This is a genomic window from Neobacillus sp. KR4-4 (assembly GCF_042136325.1).
Lineage (GTDB): Bacteria > Bacillota > Bacilli > Bacillales > Cytobacillaceae > Neobacillus.
Window position 1 is genome coordinate 1 of the sequence record NZ_JBHHJU010000014.1, and the last position, 24,178, is coordinate 24,178.

21 protein-coding genes are annotated in these 24,178 nt (G+C 37.2%); 17 read left to right on the forward strand and 4 right to left on the reverse strand.

Annotated elements, in window-relative coordinates:
* Positions 1-679: 679 nt before the first annotated feature.
* Positions 680-826: a hypothetical protein gene (locus tag ACE198_RS15265; RefSeq protein WP_375376113.1), complete on the reverse strand. Its 147-nt coding sequence runs from the start codon at positions 824-826 to the stop codon at positions 680-682.
* 242 nt (positions 827-1,068) lie between these two features.
* Between ACE198_RS15265 and ACE198_RS15270 the strand changes: the two genes are divergently transcribed.
* The 3 genes from ACE198_RS15270 (at position 1,069) to ACE198_RS15280 (ending at position 4,704) form a co-directional block, all read left to right on the forward strand.
* Positions 1,069-2,457 (forward strand): aminotransferase-like domain-containing protein, encoded by a 1,389-nt coding sequence (locus tag ACE198_RS15270; protein WP_375376114.1) that lies wholly within the window; start codon positions 1,069-1,071, stop codon positions 2,455-2,457.
* 151 nt (positions 2,458-2,608) lie between these two features.
* Positions 2,609-3,811 carry an aminotransferase-like domain-containing protein gene (locus ACE198_RS15275; RefSeq protein WP_375376115.1) on the forward strand — a complete coding sequence of 401 codons (1,203 nt, stop codon included), beginning with the start codon at positions 2,609-2,611 and terminating at the stop codon, positions 3,809-3,811.
* Between the two features lie 80 nt (positions 3,812-3,891).
* Positions 3,892-4,704 (forward strand): VOC family protein, encoded by an 813-nt coding sequence (locus ACE198_RS15280; RefSeq protein ID WP_375376116.1) that lies wholly within the window; start codon positions 3,892-3,894, stop codon positions 4,702-4,704.
* Between the two features lie 226 nt (positions 4,705-4,930).
* Here ACE198_RS15280 and ACE198_RS15285 read toward each other — a convergent pair whose 3' ends face one another.
* Positions 4,931-6,589, reverse strand: a complete 1,659-nt coding sequence (locus tag ACE198_RS15285) for a sigma-54 interaction domain-containing protein (protein ID WP_375376117.1) — start codon at positions 6,587-6,589, stop codon at positions 4,931-4,933.
* A 187-nt stretch (positions 6,590-6,776) separates the two neighbouring features.
* Between ACE198_RS15285 and ACE198_RS15290 the strand changes: the two genes are divergently transcribed.
* The 12 genes from ACE198_RS15290 to ACE198_RS15345 all read left to right on the forward strand — a co-directional run bounded on the left by ACE198_RS15290 (position 6,777) and on the right by ACE198_RS15345 (position 19,820).
* Positions 6,777-7,766 (forward strand): thiamine pyrophosphate-dependent dehydrogenase E1 component subunit alpha, encoded by a 990-nt coding sequence (locus ACE198_RS15290; RefSeq protein ID WP_375376118.1) that lies wholly within the window; start codon positions 6,777-6,779, stop codon positions 7,764-7,766.
* 17 nt (positions 7,767-7,783) lie between these two features.
* On the forward strand, positions 7,784-8,764 hold the full coding sequence (locus tag ACE198_RS15295) for an alpha-ketoacid dehydrogenase subunit beta (protein WP_375376119.1): 981 nt from the start codon (positions 7,784-7,786) through the stop codon (positions 8,762-8,764).
* A 12-nt stretch (positions 8,765-8,776) separates the two neighbouring features.
* A complete protein-coding gene (locus ACE198_RS15300) occupies positions 8,777-10,114 on the forward strand; it encodes a dihydrolipoamide acetyltransferase family protein (RefSeq protein WP_375376120.1) in 1,338 nt (445 codons plus the stop codon).
* Positions 10,115-10,126: 12 nt separating this feature from the next.
* On the forward strand, positions 10,127-11,509 hold the full coding sequence (gene lpdA / locus ACE198_RS15305) for a dihydrolipoyl dehydrogenase (protein WP_375376121.1): 1,383 nt from the start codon (positions 10,127-10,129) through the stop codon (positions 11,507-11,509).
* Positions 11,510-11,534: 25 nt separating this feature from the next.
* The gene (locus ACE198_RS15310) at positions 11,535-12,296 is read left to right on the forward strand and encodes an SDR family NAD(P)-dependent oxidoreductase (protein WP_375376122.1); all 762 of its coding nucleotides are present in this window, start codon (positions 11,535-11,537) and stop codon (positions 12,294-12,296) included.
* A 286-nt stretch (positions 12,297-12,582) separates the two neighbouring features.
* Positions 12,583-13,614, forward strand: coding sequence for a LacI family DNA-binding transcriptional regulator (locus tag ACE198_RS15315; protein WP_375376123.1), 1,032 nt, complete (start codon positions 12,583-12,585; stop codon positions 13,612-13,614).
* Between the two features lie 370 nt (positions 13,615-13,984).
* Positions 13,985-14,845, forward strand: coding sequence for a beta-keto acid cleavage family enzyme (locus ACE198_RS15320; RefSeq protein ID WP_375376124.1), 861 nt, complete (start codon positions 13,985-13,987; stop codon positions 14,843-14,845).
* Between the two features lie 57 nt (positions 14,846-14,902).
* The gene (locus tag ACE198_RS15325) at positions 14,903-15,949 is read left to right on the forward strand and encodes a ketopantoate reductase family protein (protein WP_375376125.1); all 1,047 of its coding nucleotides are present in this window, start codon (positions 14,903-14,905) and stop codon (positions 15,947-15,949) included.
* Positions 15,942-16,919, forward strand: coding sequence for a 3-hydroxyacyl-CoA dehydrogenase family protein (locus tag ACE198_RS15330; protein WP_375376126.1), 978 nt, complete (start codon positions 15,942-15,944; stop codon positions 16,917-16,919). The genes ACE198_RS15325 and ACE198_RS15330 overlap by 8 nt, the downstream gene beginning before the upstream one ends.
* 48 nt (positions 16,920-16,967) lie before the next feature.
* A complete protein-coding gene (locus ACE198_RS15335; protein ID WP_375376127.1) occupies positions 16,968-17,672 on the forward strand; it encodes a CoA transferase subunit A in 705 nt (234 codons plus the stop codon).
* Positions 17,673-17,686: 14 nt separating this feature from the next.
* Positions 17,687-18,337, forward strand: a complete 651-nt coding sequence (locus ACE198_RS15340; protein ID WP_375376128.1) for a CoA transferase subunit B — start codon at positions 17,687-17,689, stop codon at positions 18,335-18,337.
* 139 nt (positions 18,338-18,476) lie between these two features.
* A complete protein-coding gene (locus tag ACE198_RS15345) occupies positions 18,477-19,820 on the forward strand; it encodes a gluconate:H+ symporter (RefSeq protein ID WP_375376198.1) in 1,344 nt (447 codons plus the stop codon).
* Between the two features lie 259 nt (positions 19,821-20,079).
* Here ACE198_RS15345 and fsa read toward each other — a convergent pair whose 3' ends face one another.
* Both fsa and tkt read right to left on the reverse strand, forming a co-directional pair.
* On the reverse strand, positions 20,080-20,748 hold the full coding sequence (gene fsa / locus ACE198_RS15350; RefSeq protein ID WP_375376129.1) for a fructose-6-phosphate aldolase: 669 nt from the start codon (positions 20,746-20,748) through the stop codon (positions 20,080-20,082).
* Between the two features lie 23 nt (positions 20,749-20,771).
* Positions 20,772-22,760 carry a transketolase gene (gene tkt / locus ACE198_RS15355; RefSeq protein ID WP_375376130.1) on the reverse strand — a complete coding sequence of 663 codons (1,989 nt, stop codon included), beginning with the start codon at positions 22,758-22,760 and terminating at the stop codon, positions 20,772-20,774.
* Positions 22,761-22,997: 237 nt separating this feature from the next.
* Between tkt and ACE198_RS15360 the strand changes: the two genes are divergently transcribed.
* Together ACE198_RS15360 and ACE198_RS15365 are read left to right on the forward strand one after the other, a co-directional pair.
* Complete coding sequence (locus ACE198_RS15360) at positions 22,998-23,747, forward strand: DeoR/GlpR family DNA-binding transcription regulator (protein ID WP_375376131.1); 750 nt, start codon at positions 22,998-23,000, stop codon at positions 23,745-23,747.
* A gap of 227 nt (positions 23,748-23,974) precedes the next feature.
* Complete coding sequence (locus ACE198_RS15365; RefSeq protein ID WP_375376132.1) at positions 23,975-24,157, forward strand: Fur-regulated basic protein FbpA; 183 nt, start codon at positions 23,975-23,977, stop codon at positions 24,155-24,157.
* Positions 24,158-24,178 lie beyond the last annotated feature (21 nt).

Consider the following 24,178-nt stretch of genomic DNA (forward strand, 5'->3'; position numbering starts at 1 on the left):
GGATTAGGTGTTCGGTGTGGTAACCTCACTTTTAACCTAATTTCACGGGGGTGGCAAGTTTTTTGCATTTAAATCCCTTTAAATCAAGGATTATTAACTTTTTTAATATAAAAGTTTTGACAATACGATAAAAATCTAGGGGGTAAAGTAATGAAAAAGGAGTATAGAACAAGACTGGCTTCAATAAATGATCTGGAATCGATTTTGTCATTTCTTCACTCGTGGGTGGCGTTTTTATTTGTACAAAAATTAAAGAAAGCCCTATATACAAGGGCCCATTTGTCGTGTAAAGTATCGATAGTTAATTAATTCTTAGAGTTTTCCTCAATTTTATGAATATACACGACACCGCTCGTTAGAACTGAGCCATTTGTTTCACCGCAATGTGGGCAATTTATATTCTCACGCACTTTGCCTCCAGGGACATTCATTTCCGTAACTTGGAAATAAAACTCTTTTTCACATTTTTTGCAGTTCAACAAAAGACATCCCTCCGTGTATTTTATTAGTAACTCAATGTATATATTCGCTAAGTTGTAAGCGTTATCCTTTTTAAAATCATTTATTTGTCGGAATTATTGAGGATATTACGAATATACCTACCGGGGGAATATAATAGAATGAACGCGGTAATTTAGGATATGTGCGGGTAATGGTGCGAGATATGGAAGAAATAACGCTATTGATTTTGACCACCGTCATTATTTTGCATATGCTGTTTTACCTCAAAGTATAATAAAAAAGCTAATAAAACTAAAGGAATCGAGAACACAGTGATGACAAACCAGCCTGTGTTTATAAAATGAGAGTATATCCAAGAATACATGAAGAGCACCTCCTATTTCTAGAGTGTCCGAAACGTATCCAATTAATCAACAGCAAGGGGCCATAATCGGAGAGGCCTTAACGAAACCAATGAGTGTCTGTCAATAAGAGGTTGCAGAGACGGTCCTTTTTTCTTGTTGAAATACTTTGTGAGAGGAATAAGGTTATTGATTTAGCTATATGAGCCTGCAATTGTTTTATAAACCACACAATCATATAATTGTATGAAAAAGGATGCGTATCATGCCGATTAATTCGTTTGAAAACTATCCGATGAGCTGGAAGCCATCGATTGATAAAACAAAAAAGCCAATTTATCAAACACTTGCAGGGCAATTGGAACAAGATATTTTAAACGGTGTTTTATTACCCGGAACAAAGCTTCCCCCACAGCGTGAATTGGCCGATTATTTAGATTTAAATTTGAGTACCATTTCAAAAGCATTAAAAGTGTGTGAGTTAAAGGGATTGATAAGTGCCTCTGTGGGAAGTGGCACATTTGTATCATTTGATGCGTTATCGAATTCGTATTTACTTGAAGATACAAAGCCGAAGCATTTAATTGAAATGGGAGCGACACTACCAGATAATGTTTCATACGAGCCTCTACTACTCCAACTGAAAAATATGCTTCAAGAGCCTGATTATGCAAAATGGTTTGGGTATGGTCGAGCAGGGGAAAGCCTCTGGCAAAAGGTTGCAGCACAAAAGCTAATCCGAAGAGGTGGATTTGAAACAACCGTTGATCACATTTTATTTGCAAATGGTGGTCAAAATGCGATTGCTGCTACATTAGCAAGTCTTTGTAAGCCTGGGGACCGCATTGGTGCTGACCACCATACCTACCCTGGCTTAAAAACGATTGCCGCGATGCTTAGTGTGCAAATAGTCCCGATAAAGTCAGAGAATGATGAAATGAGTCCAAATGCCTTTGAATATGCCTGTAAAAATGACCATATTAAAGGCATATATTTGATTCCAGATTATCATAATCCAACAGCTTCCTGTTTGTCTGTCGAGAACCGAAAAACGATTGCAGCAATTGCCAAAAAGTATAATCAGTTCATTCTCGAAGATGGGACCTATCAACTCCTCAACGAAAATCCAATTCCAGCAGTAGCAGCATTTGCTCCAGAACAGGTTATCTATATTGCGAGTTTATCGAAATCAATAGCACCGGGGTTACGCCTAGCCTATGTAGCCGTGCCGAGTCGATTCAAGAAGCCAATTTCAAAGGCACTTTATAATCTTAATATATCGGTTTCCCCATTATTAGCAGAACTGTCGGCACGTACGATGGTATCGAATCAATTTGATAACATCATTAAGAGTCATCGGGAACAAACGATTCGTAGAAACCAAGTCGTAAATCAATATTTGTCAGACTATACCTGTTTAGGTACTGAAACAGGCATTTTTCGTTGGTTATTATTACCAGGTAAAATCACAGGTGCGGAATTTGAAAAGGTAGCTGCCCAGCATGGGGTACAAGTGTTTGCGGCGGAACGTTTTGTAGTTGGAAAGAGTTGTCCAGAGCGTGCTGTAAGAATTGCAGTAAGTGCAACAGAAACACTCGAAGAGCTTGAGCAAGGATTGATCATTCTCAAAGGTTTACTAAACGATTATACCTAATTGAATTTGCTGTACATTCATAATATTGTTTGCCATACAATTATATTGTTGTATGGTTTTTTTGTGTGTGTTAAGATGTTCTGAAAAAGTAACTGAAAATTCAGCGTATTCTAACGTGAAGTTAGTTATTATTAAAAAGGAATGATGAAAAGTGGAAAATAAATTTGCTGATAGAACTAATTTAGTAAAACCTTCTGAGACACGTGAAATATTAAAAGTAACCGAAAGACCAGAGGTTATCTCTTTTGCAGGAGGCTTGCCAGCTCCAGAGTTGTTCCCTGTAGAAGCTCTTAAGAATTCATGCAATGCAGTATTGAATGAAGAAGGTGCGGCTTCTCTTCAATATAGTACGACTGAAGGATATATTCCTTTAAGAGAAGCTATTAATCAAAGAATGAAAGGTATGAAAATCAACTCTACTATTGATAAAATTCTGATCACATCAGGATCCCAGCAAGCAATCGATCTTACTGGAAGAATATTTATCAATGAGGGAGATACGATTATTTGTGAAAGCCCAACCTACCTTGCAGCAATAAATGCATTCAAGTCATACAAACCCAAATTTGTTGAAGTAGTTATGGATGATGATGGGATGGTTATGAAAGAGCTAGAGAAAAAGCTGAAAGAGCATCCTAATACGAAATTTATCTATACAATTCCAGATTTCCAAAACCCTACAGGTCGTACATTAAAGCTAGAAAGACGAAAGAAAATGATAGAGCTTGCAAATCAATATGATGTACTGATTGTAGAGGATAATCCTTATGGAGCGATTAGATTTGCTGGGGAGACACTCCCGCCTGTAAAATATTTTGACACAGAGGGCAGAGTAATTTATATCAGCACCTTTTCTAAGATTTTTACTCCCGGTCTTCGACTCGGGTGGATTTGTGCAGATGAAACTTTTATTGAAAAGTATGTTGCTTTTAAGCAAACAGCTGATTTACATACTGATAGCTTTGCTCAAAGAATTACAGCAAAATATTTGGAACTTTACAATATCGAAGAGCACATTAATAAAATCAAAGCGGTTTATAAAGAAAGATGTACAGTTATGTTATCTTGCATTGAGGAATTTTTTCCAAAGAATTTGTCCTATAGTAAGCCAGAAGGTGGATTATTTATTTGGGTTGAGCTTCCTAAGTCAGTTGATTCTAGGGGATTATTCGCTGAATGCTTGGCAAATAATGTTGCGTTTGTTCCTGGCTCACCATTTTTTCCGAATGGAACAGAGAACAATGCTTTACGTTTAAATTATTCGAATATGCCTATAGAGAAAATTAGGGAAGGTATGAAGCGAATGGGAGAAGTACTCCATCGTGAATTAGAAAAAGAATCAATTCTTATATGATTCAGAGGTTGGCGGCATTAAATAACAAGCCTTTATGATTCAATTTTTGAAGTTTATTTTATTTGTAGAGGAGTTCTATAATGCAATTTTTCTTTGATCACCTAGTTTGGTTCTTTAAGAAACCAGAGGAAGCCATTTCTCCGTTAAACCAAAGAGGACTTCTTGTTGTGAAGGGTGGGCGTCATGAATCTTGGGGAACATATAATACCCTAACCTATTTTGGATTAAGTTATATTGAATTTTTAGGAATTGAGAATTTATCAATAGCTGAAAAACATGATGAAAATCGATTGATTACGCAAATCGTTCGACAGCTAGCAAAAGAAAGTCGGGAAGGTCCTGCAAAAGTAGCGATTCGAACAAATCATATTGAAGAACTAGCAATCAAACTTAAAGCAGAAGGACTTACTGTATATGGGCCACTTTCTGGGGAGAGAGTTCGTGCTGATGGTCAAGTAATCAGGTGGTCATTGTTATTCCCTGAATACGCAGAAAACAAGATTTCTTTACCATTTTTTATTCAATGGGAGAAATCAGATGAAGAAAGGTATTCGGAATTAGAGGAACAAAGACTGATAGGGTCACACATATTAGGCCAGCCAAAATTGGAAAGTGTTGGTTTTGTCGTAAATGATTTGGATCAAACAGTAGAAATTTGGAAGAAATTGTTTTGTCTTAGACAAGGCAAGGAGTATATTGATACGCAAACCAATGCACGTTGTAGAATTTTAGAGTTGAACGGAACTAATTTATTATTTTGTACACCAATTGGAGATGGTCCGGCTGCGAAGGTATTAAAAGAAAAAGGGGAGACTCCTTTTTTAGTGAACCTGACTGACACGAATCAAAGTCACTTTTTTGAAATGTTAAATGGTTTTTGGAGGTTCCAGTAAAGAGATATTCAGAAAAAGTTACCTAAACTTATAGTTGATGATAAAATGCATCATTTAGAATACAAGCATGTCGATGTTTCTCCTTTGATTTCTAATAAACTTCAAATTAATGATTGGCGAGAAGCTATTGAGTTAGCTGAGAAAAAAGTGGGTTATAAAACATTATTATTTCCAAACGAATAAAAATATTAACAAGCATCGGCCATGACTGTCGATGCTTGTTTTTTTATTTTCCAATCTTATATTTTTGCATTTTCCTTACCAGTGTTGATTGGTCAACTTTTAAAGCAGTTGCAGCTTTCCTGATACTTGGGAATACGGTAACAGCTTCTCTTATTATCTCTTTTTCAAATGACTCTATTTGATCCTTTAATGGCTCTAATTTAGAAATAGGTGACATTGACGGTGATGTTTTCACATTAAATTCCATATCATTATTAAAATCTAATTCTTTTTGTAAATCTTTAATATCTATCTCGGGATTCAAACTCATCAGAGCAATTCTCTCTACTAAATTTTGTAATTCACGTACATTTCCTGGCCAATCATAACGTGTAAAGGCATTTATTGCGGCGTTAGAAAATTTTCTATTAATGCCATATTTCTGGTTAATCCTATTTAAGAAATGGTAAATCAGTGGAATAATATCATCTTTTCTTTCCTTCAATGGAGGTATCTTGATTGGAATGATGTTTAGGCGATAATATAAATCCTCTCTAAATTGGCCGCTTGTTATCATTCCTGATAAGTTCCGGTGCGTTGCAGCAATAATTCTAATATTAACTGGGATTGGTTTTGTTCCACCGACACGTGTAATTTCATGCTCTTGTAAGACACGTAATAATTTAACTTGTAATGGAAGCGGCATTTCACCAATTTCGTCTAAAAAGATGGTACCATGATTAGCTGCTTCAAATAATCCGGCTTTTCCTTTTTGATTGGCTCCTGTGAAAGAGCCGGATTCATAGCCGAAAAGCTCTGACTCAAGCAATGATTCTGGTATTGCACCACAATTTATTTTAATTAATGGATAACCTTTTCTAACACTATGGCGATGAATTAATTCTACAATTTTTTCCTTACCTACCCCTGAAGCACCTTGAATGAGAACACCAGAATCTATTTGTGCTACTCTTAATGCCCTGTCTAATACGTCTTTCATTACATCTGATTGAGCAATAATGGAAAGTTTAGGATCATTTTGTTCCTTTAGCAACTCTAATTCTTCGTGAATTTGTTTGTTTTGCTTTTCTAATTGTTTTATTTCTGACTCAAGGGCATTTAAACGAGTTAAATCCCTTACGTTATTGACCACCTTTTGAATTTCTCCATTTTTATTTCGAATAGGAGCTGCTGAAACGAGAACAGTGGCTCCTGTATTAATTTTTTGAACAATCGTTACTTCCCTATTTTCATTTAATGCTTTTAAAGAAGCTGAAGCATTAATAACGCCTTCATTTTCAAGCTCTTTTAGACTTCTGCCAATACAATCCTTTGCTGATAGCCCTGTAATTTTTTCATATGATGGATTTTGATGAATGATAATCCCATCTTTATCGGAAATAACGATACCGTCAAAAGATGAATTAATCACTTCATTTAATTCATTTCTTAGACTTTGTAATGATTCTTTTTCTTTCTTTAATCTCACTAATTCATCTATTGGATTAATTACCACCACAATTTGGTCATTGTTTGTAAAAGTTGTCATTTCTGCTGGAAAAGGTACCAGGCAGAAGGATTGGGAATGTGTTAAAGATGACTCAATAATAGAGTCATAATAGTACGTATATTTTTGTGCTAGTGAATTTGAAAACAATATATCCCCTTGTTTATTTATAACCAGGATACCAACGATGTTGATATTAGATAGTATGTTATTCATAACTCTGTCTCCTTGCATGATTCTTTTGGGAAAAACGATGATATTTTGCATCAGTATACTCAATTATACATCACTATTAAAAATATAAAAATTGAAATTATAAGAAAATTAGTATTTATTAATTGGCATGGAAATTGCATTAATAATTAATTGATAGGGTTTTCAAAGAGAATATAGGAGGAAATTTATGTCTAATTTAATTCAAGTTAAGAACTCTTCTTTTTCACCGGAAAAATTAAAAACGATGTTATATGACATGATGCTCATTAGAAGTTTCGAAGAAACCTTAAAGAGGTTATATCAACAAGGGAAGATTCATGGGACGATGCATTTATGTATTGGACAAGAAGCAACTGCAGTAGGGGCATGTGTACCATTAACAAATGAAGATAAAATTACAAGTACCCACCGGGGTCATGGGCATAGTATTGCAAAAGGAACAGATGTTAAGAAGATGATGGCTGAATTACTTGGAAAAGAAACAGGTACCTGCAAGGGCAAAGGAGGATCCATGCATATCGCCGACTTAGATGTGGGTAATCTTGGTGCGAACGGTATTGTAGCGGCAGGTTTGCCTCTCGGAACAGGTGCAGCTTTAACATCAAAAATGAAAAATTTAGGTTATGTTGTTTTATGCTTTTTCGGAGATGGTGCATCAAATGAAGGAGCTTTTCATGAATCTTTGAATCTAGCATCTGTTTGGAAATTACCTATTATTTTCTTTTGTGAAAATAATTTGTACGGTATGTCAGGATCAATTAAGGAAATGACAAACATTGAAAATATTTCAGACCGTGGTACTGCATACGGTATTCCAAGTGAAACCATTAACGGGAATGAAATATTAACAGTAGTGGAAGCCACCGAAAGAGCAGTGGAAAGAGCAAGAAATGGTGAAGGTCCTACTTTAATAGAGGCACATACTTATAGATGGGAAGGTCATTCACGTAGTGATGCCAGAAAATATAGAACTAGAGAAGAAGAAAAAGAATGGAAGATACAAAGAGATCCAATCGACTTATTTAAGCAACAATTAATCAAAGAAAATATTTTATCAGAAGAAGAATATATCCAGTTGGAGAAAAAAGTTCAGGCTATTATGAATGAAGCAGTAGAATTTGCTGAAAACAGCAAGGCGCCAGGTTTAGAGACATTAACTACCGATATTTATGCTTAAGGAAGGCGGGAACTAAAATGAGAGAAATATCATATTCAGAGGCAATTAGGGAAGCAATGAGTCAAACGATGCAAAATGATCAAGATGTTTTTATTATGGGTGAAGACATCGGGGTTTATGGTGGTGCATTCGGAATTACAAGTGGGATGATTGAAGAATTCGGGCCAGAACGGGTAAGAATTACTCCTATTTCTGAAGCTGCAATTAGCGGGTGTGCTGTCGGTGCGGCAATGACAGGCATGAGGCCTATATTAGAAATTCAGTTTTCGGATTTCATTATGATTGCTTTGGATAATATCGTGAACCAAGCTGCAAAAAATCGATATATGTTTGGAGGAAAGGCAAAAGTTCCGGTTGTGGTTAGACTTCCAGCAGGCTCCGGTGCTGGTTTTGCTGCACAGCATTCACAAAGCTTAGAGGCATGGATGACACATGTTCCTGGATTAAAAGTAGTCCAGCCTTCAAATGCTTATGATGCGAAAGGGTTAATGAAAGCAGCGATTAAAGACGATAATCCAGTATTATTTTATGAGCATAAGCTTCTATACCCTGTTAAAGGAGAAGTTCCAGAGGAAGATTATGAGATTCCATTAGGTAAAGCAGACATTAAAAAAGAGGGAAAAGATATTACAATCGTAGCGACAGCAATCATGGTTAATAAAGCACTGGAAGCGGCGGCAGAACTAGAAAAAGAAGGCATCAGTGTCGAAGTGGTTGACCCGCGCACATTAGTGCCTTTAGATACAGAAACAATTTTAGAATCCGTAAAGAAAACCAGCAGGGTGTTAGTAGTCTATGAAGCTGTAAAAAGAAGCGGGTACGGGGCAGAAATTGCCAGCATGATTGCAGAAAGCGACGCCTTTGATTACCTTGATGCTCCGATTAGAAGATTAGGCGGCGTAGAGACACCTATTCCATATAATCCGGAATTAGAAAAAGCAGCTGTTCCACAAGTGAATAACATTATTGAAGAGTGCAGAAAGTTAATGAACAAGTAAGGAGGTGTCATCATGGCAACTGAAGTAGTTATGCCAAAACTTGGGGCAACGATGGAAGAAGGGACAATTATTTCTTGGTTAGTTCAGGTTGGAGAGGTAGTCGAGGAAGGAGACGCGATTGCTGAAGTTCAGACAGATAAAATTGTCCTAGAGATTGAAGCAGAAACAACGGGTGTCTTGTTAAAAACGTTATACGATGAAGGTTCAATCGTAAAGGTACAAGAAGTGGTTGCATATCTGGGTGATGAAGGTGAACGTGTAGAAGGCTTAGAAAACAAATCATCTGGTGACGAGTCTCAGCCCATAGTAGCGCAAAATCAGACTTTTGGAAAAGTTGCAGCTGTCCTAGAAGCACCAGCAGAAAGAGGAAACAAAATCAGAAGAACACCAGCTGCGAGAAAATTGGCTGAGGAGAATCAAATTGATTTGAGGAATATTACAGGAACAGGGCCTCTCGGGTGTATTCAAAAAATAGACGTTGTAAACTTTTTAGCGGAAAATGCTAAGAAAATCACGCCATTAGCGAAGAAAATTGCCGATGATCATGGCATCGATTATAAGAATATTGCAGGATCAGGTTTGAATGGAAAAATCGTTAAAGCAGACCTTGATTCATCAAATTCAATAAATGAAAAGGTTGAAATTCAGAAGTCCACTCCATCCGAAAAAAGGATTCCATTTAAAGGCATTCGTAAAGTTATTGCTGATCGGATGTCACAAAGTGCATTTACCGCACCGCATGTTACATTGACTAGCCAAGTCGATATGACCAATAGTGTAAGACTCCGAGAAGAGTTGCTTCCTGTGATAGAGAAGGTAAATGGATACCGGCTTTCATATAACGAAGTGATTCTAAAAGCAACAGCACATGCCTTGCAAAACCATCCTGATATCAATGTATCCCTTGAAAAGGATGAAATCGTTTATCGTTCAAATGTAAACGTAGGGATGGCAGTAGCGGTGCCAAATGGATTGGTTGTTCCGGTAATAAAAAATGCTGAAAAATTAGGTCTTGCTGCTATTACGGAAGAATGTAAGTCAATGGGCAAACTTGCAAGGGATGGAAAATTATTGCCTGAACAAATGCAAAATGGCACGTTCACCATAAGTAATTTAGGAATGTACGCAGTGGATGGATTTACACCGATCATTAATCAACCCGAGTCAGCGATTCTGGGTGTAGGCAGAATTCAGGAGAAACCAGTGGCGGTCAATGGAGAGCTGGCGATCCGCTCGATGATGACCTTAAGTTTATCTTTTGATCATCGTATTATTGACGGTGCCCCTGCAGCTGCGTTCTTAACGGAATTAAAAGAAACATTAGAAAATCCTTTCAGATTAATCATATAAGGTGGTAACAGTATGACGGCCTATGATGTAGTTGTTGTCGGTGGCGGCCCGGGCGGGTATGTTGCTGCCCTTAGAGCTGCTAAAAATGGTAAAAAGACGGCGCTTGTAGAAGTAGATTATTTAGGAGGGACATGCCTGAACAGGGGGTGTATTCCTTCTAAAACTCTATTAAGACATGCTGAAATTATTGAAGGTATTGAGAAAGCGAAAAACTGGGGAATTAAAACAGAAAACTTGAGTTTTTCATTGAAAGAAATGTTTGCACGTAAGGACCAAGTAATTGCTGCCCTTAGAAGTGGCATTGAACATTTATTGAACGCTGGAAAAATAGATGTTTATAACGGCTTCGGCACCATCCATGATGATAAAAGGGTTACGGTTGTGATCGGAAATGAGTCCTATCAAATTAGCGGTGAAAAAATTATTATTGCGACGGGCAGCCAGCCTGCTGTACCGCCAATTTATGGCCTGAATTCAGTTAATTATCACACAACAGATACTATTTTTGACATCACAGAGATCCCTCAATCCATTGTGATTGTTGGGGGAGGGGTTATTGGAGTAGAGTTCGCAAATATTTTTGCTAGTTTAAAAACAGAGGTTACGATTGTTGAACTCGGTGATCGAATCATACCAACGGAAGATGAAGATGCTTCCCAAGTTTTGCTCAAAAATCTAAAGAAAAAAGGTGTTAAAGTTTTAACAAATTACCAGGTGTCTTCTATTGAAGAAAGCAACCCAAAGAAGACCTTAATGATTACTTCCGATAAAGGGAAGGTAGAGTTCCTAACAGTTGATGAAATATTGTTGGCTGTTGGCCGTAAGCCTAATGTTTCAGCTATTTCGGAACTGGATCTCAAAATGACAGGAAGACATGTTGCAGTAAATGATTATCTGGAAACTAGCAAAAAAGACTATTTTGCAGTGGGGGATGTGATTGGTGGACTGCAGTTGGCACATGTTGCAAGCGCTGAAGGATTAACAGCTGTTGAAAATTTAGATGGTAATAAAGAAAAGATGAACTACAAAGTGATGCCTCGGTGTATTTACACAAACCCACAAGTTGCTAGTGTTGGTATGAGTGAAGCGGAACTGAAAGAAAAAGGTATTAAGTATAGAGTTAATAAGTACAACTTTTCAGGTAATGGAAAGGCCCTGGCAGCAGGTGAAACAGAAGGATTCTCAAAAGTAATGATTGATGAGAAATATGGTGAAATCCTAGGTGTCGTCATGGTAGGTGCCCATGTTACTGAAATGATTAGTCAATCTTCTGCTTATCTGTATTTGGAAGGAACAGTGGATGAGTTTGCGAAAATGGTGCAGCCGCATCCATCGCTTTCTGAAGTTTTGATGGAATCTGCAAATACACTAATTGGAAAAGGAATTCATTCTTAGTATATTAAACAATGAAGGTGAATTTATGTTTAATTTATTTGATATAAAAGGTAAAAAAGCAATTATTACGGGCGGAGCACAGGGATTAGGCTTTTCAATGGTAGAGGCTTTCTATAAATCAGGTGTCGAAGTTGCTGTTATCGATATTTCAGATGAAATATTTAATATATCAACTAAACTAGGAGCAAAAGATGGTGAAATTCATCCTATAAAAGGGGACTTATTAAATATTGATAGTTTAAGACAGGCTTTCAATGAGGCATTAGATAAACTAGGGGGCACTGTTGATATATTAATCAATAGTGCCGGCATCATTGATAGGAAACCTGCTTTTGAGTGTTCACTTGAAACCTGGAATCGGATTTTTGGCCTTAATGTTACTTCTGTTTTTGAATTATCCAGATTAGCAGCAGCAGAAATGAAGAAGCAAGGATCCGGAAAAATCATTAATATGGGATCTATCGTATCTATATTAGGTGGATTTAATGCAGCAGCTTACTCGACTAGTAAAGGGGCCATTGTACAATTAACTAAATCCTTATCAAATGAGTGGGCCCAGTATGGTATCCAAGTGAATGCAATGGCACCCGGCTTTATGTTAACAGCTATGAACACTGACCTTGCTAACGATCCCATAAGAAAACCGCAAGTAGACGGAAGGATTCCTGCTAAAAGATGGGGTACACCTGAAGATGTTGTGGGTGTTGCTTTATTCTTAGCTGCACCGGCCTCTGATTATGTGACAGGTACGTTAATTTCAGTAGATGGTGGAGCAGTAGCCAGATAATTCTTATATAGCTTTGCTTTTCTCACTGTTCATCGCAGAACTTTCAATCCTTTTCTATCCTTTAAGTCAAGGTCTATGACCTATTTGCTTAAGGGATTTTATTTTTTTGTTCAGTTTGTGTCAGTTTTAGCAAAGACTCAAATTTACAATTATTAATTGTAAACCCCGAGTAGCCTGATTAATTATTTGAAGAAGAGTTTTCCAAAAGATAAGGTCATTGAATTGCATCCGTTCCAAAATTATTATAGATTACAGATATCGAAACGTTTTCCTGGAGGTTATTTAAATGGCAACGATGAAAGATATATCAAAAAAAGCTAATGTTTCACTTTCTACTGTTTCAGCTGTAATTAATCGTTCGGCCTATGTCAGTCCGGAACTTACAAAAAGAGTAATGCAGGCAATCGAGGAACTAAATTATAGACCAAATGCAGTAGCACGTAGTTTGAAAAAGAAGAGTACCAACACCATTGGTTTCATAGTGACAGATATTTTAAACCCCTTCTATCCGCCAATGATCAAAGGTATTGAGGATGTGGCATTTAATCATAATTTCAATGTAATCCTTTGTAATACATCAAATGAACATAACAGAATCTTGACATATCTAGAACTAATGCTGGAACAACAAGTTGACGGTCTCCTTTTAGCTAATATTGCTACGTCGGAGGATTTAAACAAAATTGAAAAAACAGGATTAAAATATGTTTTGATTAATAGAAAGCCCCCATTCTATGATAAACATTTTGTTGGAGTTAATAATCCGCTCAGTTCTGAATTAGCTGTTAATCATTTAGTGAGGCAGGGATACAGAAGGATTGCCTATTTTGGAGGTAATTTGGAGATAAACACGGCAAGAGAAAGAAAAGCTGGATTTATTAGCTGCATGGCTCTTCATGGTTTAGAGGTGGATCCGATGCTAGTCTTTGATGGAGAATACACCTTGGAATCGGGATATACCAATGCTAAAAAGATGCTCGAACAAGTGGAAAAATTGCCGGAAGCTATATGTGCGGTAAGTGATATAGTAGCTTTTGGGGTAATCAAGGGACTAAGAGATTCTGGGATTCGTGTTCCAGAGGATATTGCAGTGATCGGAAATGATAATAGTGCTTTTTCCGAAAATTTTCTTGTTCCTTTATCTAGTGTTGATCACTCCACATATGAAATGGGCAAATTATCTATGGAGCTGCTTCTACAGCTGATTAAAGAAAAGAATGAAATTGTTTCTAGACAAATAACACTTACTCCATCTTTGGTTGTTCGTGAAAGTTGTGGTTATACAAGAGATAAGAACAATAATGGATCAATTTTGTAGTATGGAGGAAGGTTTTACCTCCTTTTTTATTTTGTGGAAGTTATAGAAATTTTATTAAAAAAACACTTTTACAATATTCGAAAAAATCTATTGATTTTAAAATCAATTCTATTTATACTAAAAAACAGATAGCGAAACGTTTCGATAATTAAAAGATTGTTAAGCGGTTTCATTATTATGGTTTTCTATTTTCAACATAAAAGAGTCTATTAATATTTTATATAGAATAGATATTTAATACATAGGAAACCCGGTGTTGTAATCAAATAGGAGTAAAAAGTTTCTAATATTATGAAAGCCTTTTATTTTTTGATTTCCGGCGAAACGTTTCGTTGTAAATGTAAAATGATAACTAAATGGAGGGATTATGATGGAAAAATTGATTATTACAGTAGCTCCAACAGGAGCTCAGACTACTCGCAAACATACCCCTTATGTGCCGCTTTCACCGAAGGAGATTGCAGATTCCGTTTATGAGGCTTGGCAAGCAGGAGCATCCATTGCCCATATTCACGTGAGAGATGAAAACGGTGACAATACTCTTAACTTAGATACTTATATTGATGTCGTTAATCGTATTCAGGATAAATGTGATATTATTATCAACTTAACGACTGCTGGAGGAGTCGATATGAACGATGAAGATCGGCTTCGAGTATGTGAATTGGCCCCTGAGATGGCAACCTTTGATGCTGGTACAATGAATTTTGGATCTAGTGTATTTTACAATACCCCTAATTTTTTAGAGCGACTGGCCATTAAATTGAAAGAACATCATGTAAAACCTGAAATTGAAATATTCGATGTTGGCATGATTGAAAATACGATGCGAATTATCAAGAAGGGCCTGATTGAACCTCCCTTTCATTTCCAATTTGTACTAGGAATACATGGTGGAATGCCGGCTACACCTAAAAATTTAATGTTTTTAGCGGAAAGTATTCCATCCGGTTCAACATGGTCAGCAATTGGAGCGAGTAAAGATCAATTAACGATTAATACCATGAGTATTCTCCTGGGGGGACATGTCCGAGTGGGTATGGAGGACAGTGTTTATTATCGACGAGGTGAATTAGCTAAAACCAATGCTCAATTTGTTGAGAGAATTGTAGATTTATCAAAAACGTTAGGAAGAGAAATTGCTACACCAAACGAGGCTAGACAAATTCTAGGTTTGGACCCATTAAGAAAAATAAAAACGCTGAATAACGTGACTGGTGTCGTTAAATAATCTGGAAGGTTGAGAACTTACTAACCTATCAATCACTTCAAAAGAGGAGGAATACATATGAGAATTGCCATAATGGGTGCGGGTTCTTTAGGGACTATAATAGGGGCCTTGATTACTGCAGGGGGAAAAGAAGTAGATTTAATTGATATCAATAAGGAACACGTAGAGGCACTCAATCATTCTGGTGCAAAAATTACTGGTTTTATGGACCTTTGTGTCCCTGTAAAAGCATTGTTGCCCAATGAAATGACTGGGAAGTATGATTTGGTATTTTTACTGACGAAACAGGTATATAACCAAACCTCTTTAGAACAATTACAGCCTCATCTTCATCCTGATAGTATCGTTTGTACGCTGCAAAATGGTATACCTGAGGATTTTGTTTCTTCCTATATCGGACGTGAAAGAACCATTGGGGGCGTAGTTGGATTTGGGGCTACATGGATAGAGCCGGGTGTTTCGGAACTCGCCACTGAAGCACATACTGTAAAAAATTACGCATTTGATATAGGTGAACTGGATGGATCGATGACTCCTCGTCTCAAGGAGGTAAAATCGGTATTGGATTTAGTTGGTCATTGCCATATCTCAGATAACATCATGGGAATAAAATGGTCAAAACTATTAATGAATGCAACATTTAGTGGCATGTCCGCTGCATTAGGCTGTAAATTTGGTGAAGTTCTATCCAGTGAAATGGCGATGTTCAGTTTAGCCCATATTGCGGATGAAACTATCAAGGTTGCACGAGCACACGGAATTAAATTAGAAGTGATGCAAGGAAAAGATATGGAATTTCTTGAACTCCAAGACGAAAATGATATACCAAATAAAATGGATTTTTATCAAGAAGTATGGGGCCCACACAGCAATACAAAAGCGAGCATGCTGCAAGATTTGGAGAAGAATAGAAAGTCAGAAATTGACTATATCAACGGTTTCGTTTGTAAAAAGGGAAGGGAAGCTGGCATAAAAACCCCTTACAATGATCTCGTTGTCAAATTAGTAAAAGAATCCGAGAATAAAGGATGTGCTCCGGAGTTCACTTGTAATATCAAACATTTTGATCCAAGTGTATTAAGTAAGGTAATAGCCCATGATTAAAAAAATTGCTGTTTTAGGTGCAGGTACCATGGGGCATGGGATAGCTGAAGCTTTCGCAATGTACGGATATGATGTTAATCTGTACGATACGGACGAAAATAGATTAAAGGATGCTTTAAAAGAAATTGAAGAAGAACTAGAAATGTTAGTTCAAGCAAACCTTATCGAGTCACAGTCAGTGGGGTTAACAATCGAGCGGATCACTTTATTAACAGATTTAAAGAAAGCGGTTGCAGATCGCAATTACGTCATTGAAGCGGTCCCAGAGATTTTAGAGCTTAAACAGAATCTTTTTAAGCAATTGGATGAATATTGTCCATCCCATACGATATTTGCCAGTAATACATCGAGCTTACCTTTAACCGGTATGATGGAACTGATCAGTGCAAAACGAAAAGAGCAAATGATTGTAAATCATTGGTATAATCCAGGACACTTAATGCCCCTTGTAGAACTATCGTATTTTGGGAATATGCCTGATCATCTTTTTAAGGAAGTTGAAGAATTATATCAGTCCATAAAAAAGCAAACAGTTAAAGTTTTGCAGGACATACCAGGACTTATTGCTAACAGAATTCAACAAGGCATTGCACGGGAGGTTTTCTCTCTCATTGAAATGGGTGCCGCAACCCCAGAGGATATTGATAAAGCACTAAAGTTTGGTCCAGCATTCAGATATGCGACAACGGGACAATTAGAGATTGCTGATCTAGGTGGTCTGGATATATGGTGTACTGTTGGTGATAACTTGTTGAAGGTTATGGATAATTCTCAACATGCCAATGAGATGCTAAGACAAAAAGTAGCTGAAGGAAAATTAGGCATGAAATCAGGAGAAGGATTTTTCGATTATAAAAAAGATGAACTATCTGAGGTTAAGAAACGGTTTGCTGAAAAACTGATCCATCAACTTAAAGCATCTGAATTTTATATCGACAAGTCGTCAAACAATGAAAAAGTGCCAAATTAATAAACTATTATGCTGCAAGGATAGTGAAAACTTAAGGATGTGATTTCTATGAAAAATACAAAATTGATGAATTCGTTTCAAGAAGCAGTTAAGGATATTAAAGACGGTTCAACCTTAATCGTCGGAGGATTCGGCCTATGTGGAATTCCAGAGTTAACGATTCAGGCGCTCGTAGAGCAAGGGACAAAAGATTTGACAGTTGTCAGCAACAATTGCGGAGTCGATGACTGGGGTCTCGGCCTTTTGCTGGCAAATCGTCAAATAAAAAAAATGGTGTCTTCCTATGTAGGGGAAAATAAAATTTTTGAACAACAATTTTTAAGTGGAGAATTGGAAGTTGAATTGACCCCACAAGGAACCCTTGCAGAACGGATTCGTGCTGGTGGTGCAGGTATACCAGGATTTTATACTGCCACGGGAGTTGGGACACCAATTGCTGAAGGAAAAGAAACGAAAGTGTTTAACGGAAAAACCTACTTACTTGAAGAGGGGATTCAAGGGGATTTTGCACTTGTAAAAGCGTGGAAAGCCGATCCATATGGAAATCTGGTTTTCAGGAAAACATCTCGAAATTTTAATCCACTTGCCGCGATGGCAGGGAAAATCACGATCGCAGAAGTGGAGGAAATTGTTGAGCTGGGTGAACTGGATCCGGATGAAATTCATACACCGGGAATTTTTGTACAGCGTTTACTTGTGGGTACCGATTATCAAAAACGAATCGAGCGCCGGACTGTAGTGGCTGCGCGATAAAGGAGTAAATCGAGATGATAGATACACGTATGACGATTATAAAACGTGCTGTAAAGGAAATTGAGGATGGCATGAATGTTAATCTAGGGATTGGTATGCCTACGCTCATCGCAAATGAGATTCCATCGGATTTTAACGTCTTTTTACAGTCAGAAAATGGATTGCTTGGGATTGGTCCTTTTCCAGTCGAGGGAAATGAAGATCCAGATCTTATTAACGCCGGAAAAGAAACAGTTACTTGTGTACCGGGTTCTTCATTCTTTGATAGCGCCATGTCATTTGCCATGATTCGCGGAGGTCATATCGATCTAGCTATTTTAGGTGGTATGGAAGTAGCTGAAAATGGAGATTTGGCGAACTGGATGATACCTGGAAAAATGGTAAAGGGTATGGGAGGAGCGATGGACCTTGTTAATGGAGCAAAACGGGTCATCGTCGTGATGGAACACGTAAATAAACATGGGGAATCAAAAATTAAGCGTGAATGTACGTTACCACTGACAGGTAAAAGAGTCGTCCATCGATTAATTACAGATCTTGCGGTTTTTGATTTTACCGATGAAGGAATGATCCTTGTTGAAACAATGGAGGGTGTTACCTTAGATGAAGTAAAAGAAAAAACAGAAGCACAATTTAAGATTACGTCAGAACTGGTTGGAGTATAATGAATCACTATTAAGACGAATAGTTTGAAAAAGATTTAATATTTGTGAATTATATTTTTATTTTATATTAAATTTTACCCAGGTTTTCCATGCAAGACTAAATTTTAAGCAAGGAAGTTGAGATGAAAAACTTTAATTAATTAGCGAATGGAGTGTTTATATGCCACTAGTAGCATTGGCTTTAGGGATCGTAATCTTATTTATTTTAGTCATAGTTTTTAAACTAAATGCTTTTTTGTCTCTAATGTTTTCGGCTATTTCTGTAGGACTAATCATCGGAATGGAACCATTAGCAATTATCAAATCCATTGAAACGGGACTAGGCGGTACACTCGGACATTTGGCCATCATTATTGGGTTGGGTGCCATTTTCGGGAAAATAATATCTGAGGGTGGAGGAGCCAACAGAATCGCAACGACTCTAATTAATGTTTTTGGCGAAAAAAGAGTGGACTGGGCCATTTGTATTGCATCATTCCTTATGGGAATCATCTTATTCTATGAAGTTAGTTACATTCTCATCATTCCAATTGTATATACAGTTGCGATTGAAGCAAAAGTAAAGCTGTTGAAAGTGGGAATTCCGTTTCTAGCCGCAATATCGATCACACATGTCTTCTTACCTCCACATCCAGGACCAACTGCTATCTCAGCTGCTTTAGGAGCAAATTTAGGGGTCGTTCTGGGGTATGGCTTGATTCTAGCAATTCCAGCTGCAGTTATTTTTGGACCGCTATTTACGAAGTTATATAAAAATTGGGATGTCGAAATTCCGATGCATTTAGTTTCAAAGAAAGAATTTAATTTGGATGAAGTCCCATCCTTTGCGACATCGCTTTTTACCACTTTGTCACCAGTTCTTTTGATTTTAATTGGGGTTATTGCAGAATTTTCATTACCTGAAACATCTGTCATTAGGAAAATTTTAACCTTTATCGGAAATGCGGATATGGCTTTGCTGATCGCGCTCCTTATCGCCGTATACGTATTTGGATTGCATAAAAAAAGAAAAACGATGCCTCAACTAATGAAAACTGTAGAGGAAGCACTGATCTCTATGGGAGGAATCATTTTCATTCTCGGCGGTGGCGGTGCATTTAAACAGGTCATTCTTGATAGTGGAATGGCAAAATACATTGCCGATTTTACCAGTGGATGGGATATCTCACCATTTTTATTAGCATGGATTGTTGCTGCTATTATTCGTATCGCCGTTGGGTCTGCAACTGTAACAGTTTTAACCACGGCAGGAATTATGCTGCCAATTGTCCAGTCAACTGGTGTTAGTCCTGAATTGATGGTATTAGCAATTGGAAGTGCTTCCATAGCTTGGGCGCCGCCTAGTGATGTATCCTTCTGGATGTCAAAGGAATATTTAAACTTGACTGTTGGACAAACAGTTAAAACTGTGTGTTTCATGTATACCCTTGTTGCTATTTATGGACTACTGGGGGTATTAGCACTGAACATGATATTTGGGTAATTTTTTGAAGTTAAATGTCTTAATTAATAATTGAGTCCCATAAAAAAAACTCACTTCAATTTTAAACTATAACCCGAATAATGGACATTATCAATAAAGTCCGTTATTCGGGTTTTTCATTTTTTTCGTTCAAATCCACAGAGATTGCTTCCATTATACTATGGGACTTGCAATTTATAAGAGCTGCAATTGAAAATCTTAAATTACAAAATAGAATTAAAAAAACGACAGGCCATTAACCTGTCGTTTTTTCTATAACTTAGTTTTTAAGAGTATTTTCCCAATCTGCAGCAAATTTTTCCATCCCTTGATTAGTAAGTGGATGTTTTGAAATTTGCTCAATGACTGAAAACGGAATCGTTGCAATATGTGCACCTGCCATTGCTACACGAGTAACATGATCCGGGTGACGAACAGATGCGGCAATAATTTGTGAGTCGAAATTATGAATGCGGAACAGTTCAGCTATTTTTGTTACTAATTGTACGCCGTCTTCGGAAATATCATCTAAGCGGCCTAAAAATGGAGATACATAAGTTGCACCTGCACGAGCAGCTAATAGTGCTTGGTTAACTGTAAAGATAAGTGTGACATTTGTTTTAACACCTTTATCGGCAAGATAACGGCAAGCCTCTAAACCGTCTAAAGTCATAGGAAGCTTGATTGTAACTTTCTCATCTCCGCCGTTAATTTTAATAAGTTCCTCAGCTTGAGCAATCATTTCTTCAGCTGTAACGGCATCTGGAGTTACTTCAGCGGAAACAGATTCAACCTGTGGAACTGCCTGGCAGATTTCAGCAATCCGGTCTTCGAATTTTACACCTTCTTTTGCAACTAGGGAAGGATTAGTTGTAACACCTGATAAAACACCAATTTTATATGCCTTTTTAATATCAACAAGATTAGCAGTATCAATAAATAATTTCATCGTATATTTCCTCCATTTTAAGATTATAGTAGACTTTTTGCAGTTTGAACAACATTCTCAGTCGTAAATCCAAATAGCTCCATGACAGCAGCGCCTGTTCCTGAAGCACCGAAAGTTTCAATAGATAATACTTTCCCCTCTAATCCTACATAGCGTTCCCAGCCAAGAGAGATACCCATTTCGAGTGCCACACGCTTTTTGATAGAAGCAGGGAGGACAAGCTCTTTATACTCTTTCGGTTGACGATCAAATAGTTCCCAGCTTGGCATAGCGACAACACGAACTGATACATTTTCTTTTTCAAGTTCAGCTTTCGCGTTAATGGCTAATGACACTTCCGAACCAGTTGCGATCAAGATAACCTCTGGTTGGTCATTTGTTTGCGTTAATACGTAAGCTCCCTTTGAAAGGTTGTCTAAACCCGCTTGTGTTTCTTGGAGCACAGGGAGGTTTTGACGACTCAGGACCATTGCAACAGGACCGTCTGTTTGTTTTAGTGCATATGCCCAAGCACTTGCTGTTTCGTTCGCATCGGATGGGCGAATCACGGTTAGCCCTGGGATGGCACGAAGAGAAGCTAGCTGCTCAACTGGCTCATGAGTTGGACCATCCTCACCAACCGCAATCGAATCATGAGTAAATACATAAGTGACTGGAAGCTTTTGCAAGGCTGCCAGACGTATGGATGGTCTGAGATAATCATTGAAAACAAAGAATGTGCTTACAAATGGCTTTACTCCGCCATGAAGAGCCAAACCATTGCCAGCCGCTCCCATTGCGTGTTCTCGGACACCAAAATAGATATTCCGTCCGCTAAATGATTCTACCGCGAATGCTGCGTTTTCCTTTATATCTGTCATTGTGGAATGAGAAAGATCTGCACTTCCTCCAAAAATAGAAGGAACTGATTTGACAAAATGGTTAATAGCTTCTCCGCTGGCTACACGAGTGGAGATGGTTTTACCTGTTTCAAATGTCAGGATGTCTTCTGCATTGATTAAAACATCTCCCGTGATGGCTTGTTGCAGTTCTTTTGCTAATTCAGGATATGTCTCTTGATAAGACTGGAATAATGCATTCCATTGTTCTTCTTGACCCATTCCTCTTTGTTTTAGCTCTTCAAAATGGGCTTTAACCTCTTCTGGTACAAAGAAATCCTCTTCATAGTGCCAGCCATATACTTCTTTTGTTGCACGAGCTTCTTCTGCTCCAAGTGGATTTCCATGTGCCTTGTTTGATCCTGCCACTTTGGGACTTCCAAAACCAATCGTAGTTCTAATTTCGATCAAGGTTGGTTGGTTTAAATTTTGTTTAGCTAATGTAATAGCTTTTGAGATTTCTGCTACATCATTGCCATCTTCTACTCGTAAATATTGCCAATGAGCCGATTCTGTTCTCTTTTGAATGTCTTCTGAAAAGGAAAGGTTTAATTCACCGTCCAAAGAAATATCATTGGAGTCATATAAGGCAATTAATTTTCCTAGTTTCATATGGCCAGCCATTGACATGGCCTCATAAGAGACGCCTTCCATTAAATCTCCATCGCCCACTAAAGCATATGTATAATGGTCAATGACAGGATATCCATCTTGATTGAATTTTGCAGCTAAATGCGCTTCAGCCATCGCCATTCCTACTGCATTTGCAATCCCTTGCCCTAAAGGCCCAGTTGTTGCTTCAACACCATCTGTGTGACCAAATTCGGGATGACCAGGTGTTTTGCTATTAAGCTTTCTAAAACTTTTTAAATCTTCTAAAGATACATTGTACCCAGCTAAATGAAGCAAACTATACAACAAGCTAGAGCCGTGTCCGGCAGAAAGAATAAAACGATCTCGATTAAACCATTTTGCATTTGCAGAATTATGATTTAGATGATTCGCCCAAAGTGCATAGGCCATTGGAGCAGCCCCCATAGGCAGGCCTGGATGACCAGAATTAGCACTATTGATCGCGTCAATGGATAAGGTGCGAATCGTATTTACAGCTAGTGTTTCGAGACTATTATTCATCATTTTTCCTCCTCTTTATTCATATGATTTTAAATAATTGGTTTGTTTACTTGCCTCAAAGAATTTCTTGCTTTTGCATTTTAACGCAAGTTTTTTCTTATTCGTGAATATTCTATCTTTAAAAACAAGAAAAAACAAGAATAACTTTGCCTGTTTTTAAAAAAAAATTTGTGAATTCAAGAAAAAATAATATAATATAAGAAAAAACATGCAAAAACACGGAGGCTGATCATTGTTATGCTGAGAAAAGAACGACAAAGCATGATTTTACAAATACTTGAAAAAGAAGGGAAAGTCGTTGCTAAAGAATTAAGCATGAAATGGGATGTATCCGAGGACACAATTAGACGAGATTTAAGGGAAATGGATTCATTAGGTCTTCTCAAGAGAGTACACGGCGGGGCATTTCCTGCATCTGCGAGCGCTTTAACATTTTCTGAAAGAACGGAAGAAAATATAGATGCAAAAAAAGAATTAGCCTTAAAAGCAGTGAAAATTATTAAAGATGGACAAGTTCTTTTAATTGATGGAAGTACAACCAATCTTTTTCTGGCTCAAGAAATTCCAATGGAGTTTAAGGGGACCGTTATTACGAATAGTCCCTCAATTAGTTTGGCATTATCCAAACATCCAAATATTGATATCATCCTTTTAGGAGGAACCTTTTTTAAAGAATCTTTTGTGACTGTAGGATTAGATGTTATTGAAGTGCTTAAAAATATTAGAGCCGATCTCTGTTTTTTAGGAGTGTATTCCTTGCACCCTGACTTTGGTATCAGCATTCCTCATATAGAAGAGTCTTATGCTAAACGTCAGATGATTAAAAGTTCAAATAAGATCGCAACCCTGGTTACAAGAAGTAAACTTAATACGATTTCCAATTACTTGGTTGGTCCCGTTTCAGAACTTGATTACTTAATTACGGAAGACGGTCCATTAAGTCATAATTTAAATAAATACATGGAATTCGATATTGAAATCATTTGACTTTAGTTTAAGCCAACCAATTTACAAATTGACCCCTGCCTCAAATAAATGGAAATACCCTAGGTACTGTCAAGATGATAGTGCCTTCATTATTTTTTTAATTCATACTTTACAGATAGGAATTATTGGGTTTATAATATTATTAATCTAATAAAAAATTTAACCAGACTGAATTTAAAGTTGATGTAAGCAAGGGAAGTTTCTTGAATACAGAAGGAGTGTTTATGATGGGAAAAAATGATGAAAAAAAGCGGAACAAACTTATCAATAAACTAATTTTTTTAAACGTATATAATAAAGATGATCAACAGCTTTATAAATTTCCATTATCGAAATTAGAATATGAGTATAGGAAATTTAAATTACAAAACCATCCACATGGTGAGTTCGGCTCAATTCAATGGGTTTAAAATAGTCTTGCTTGTATGAAG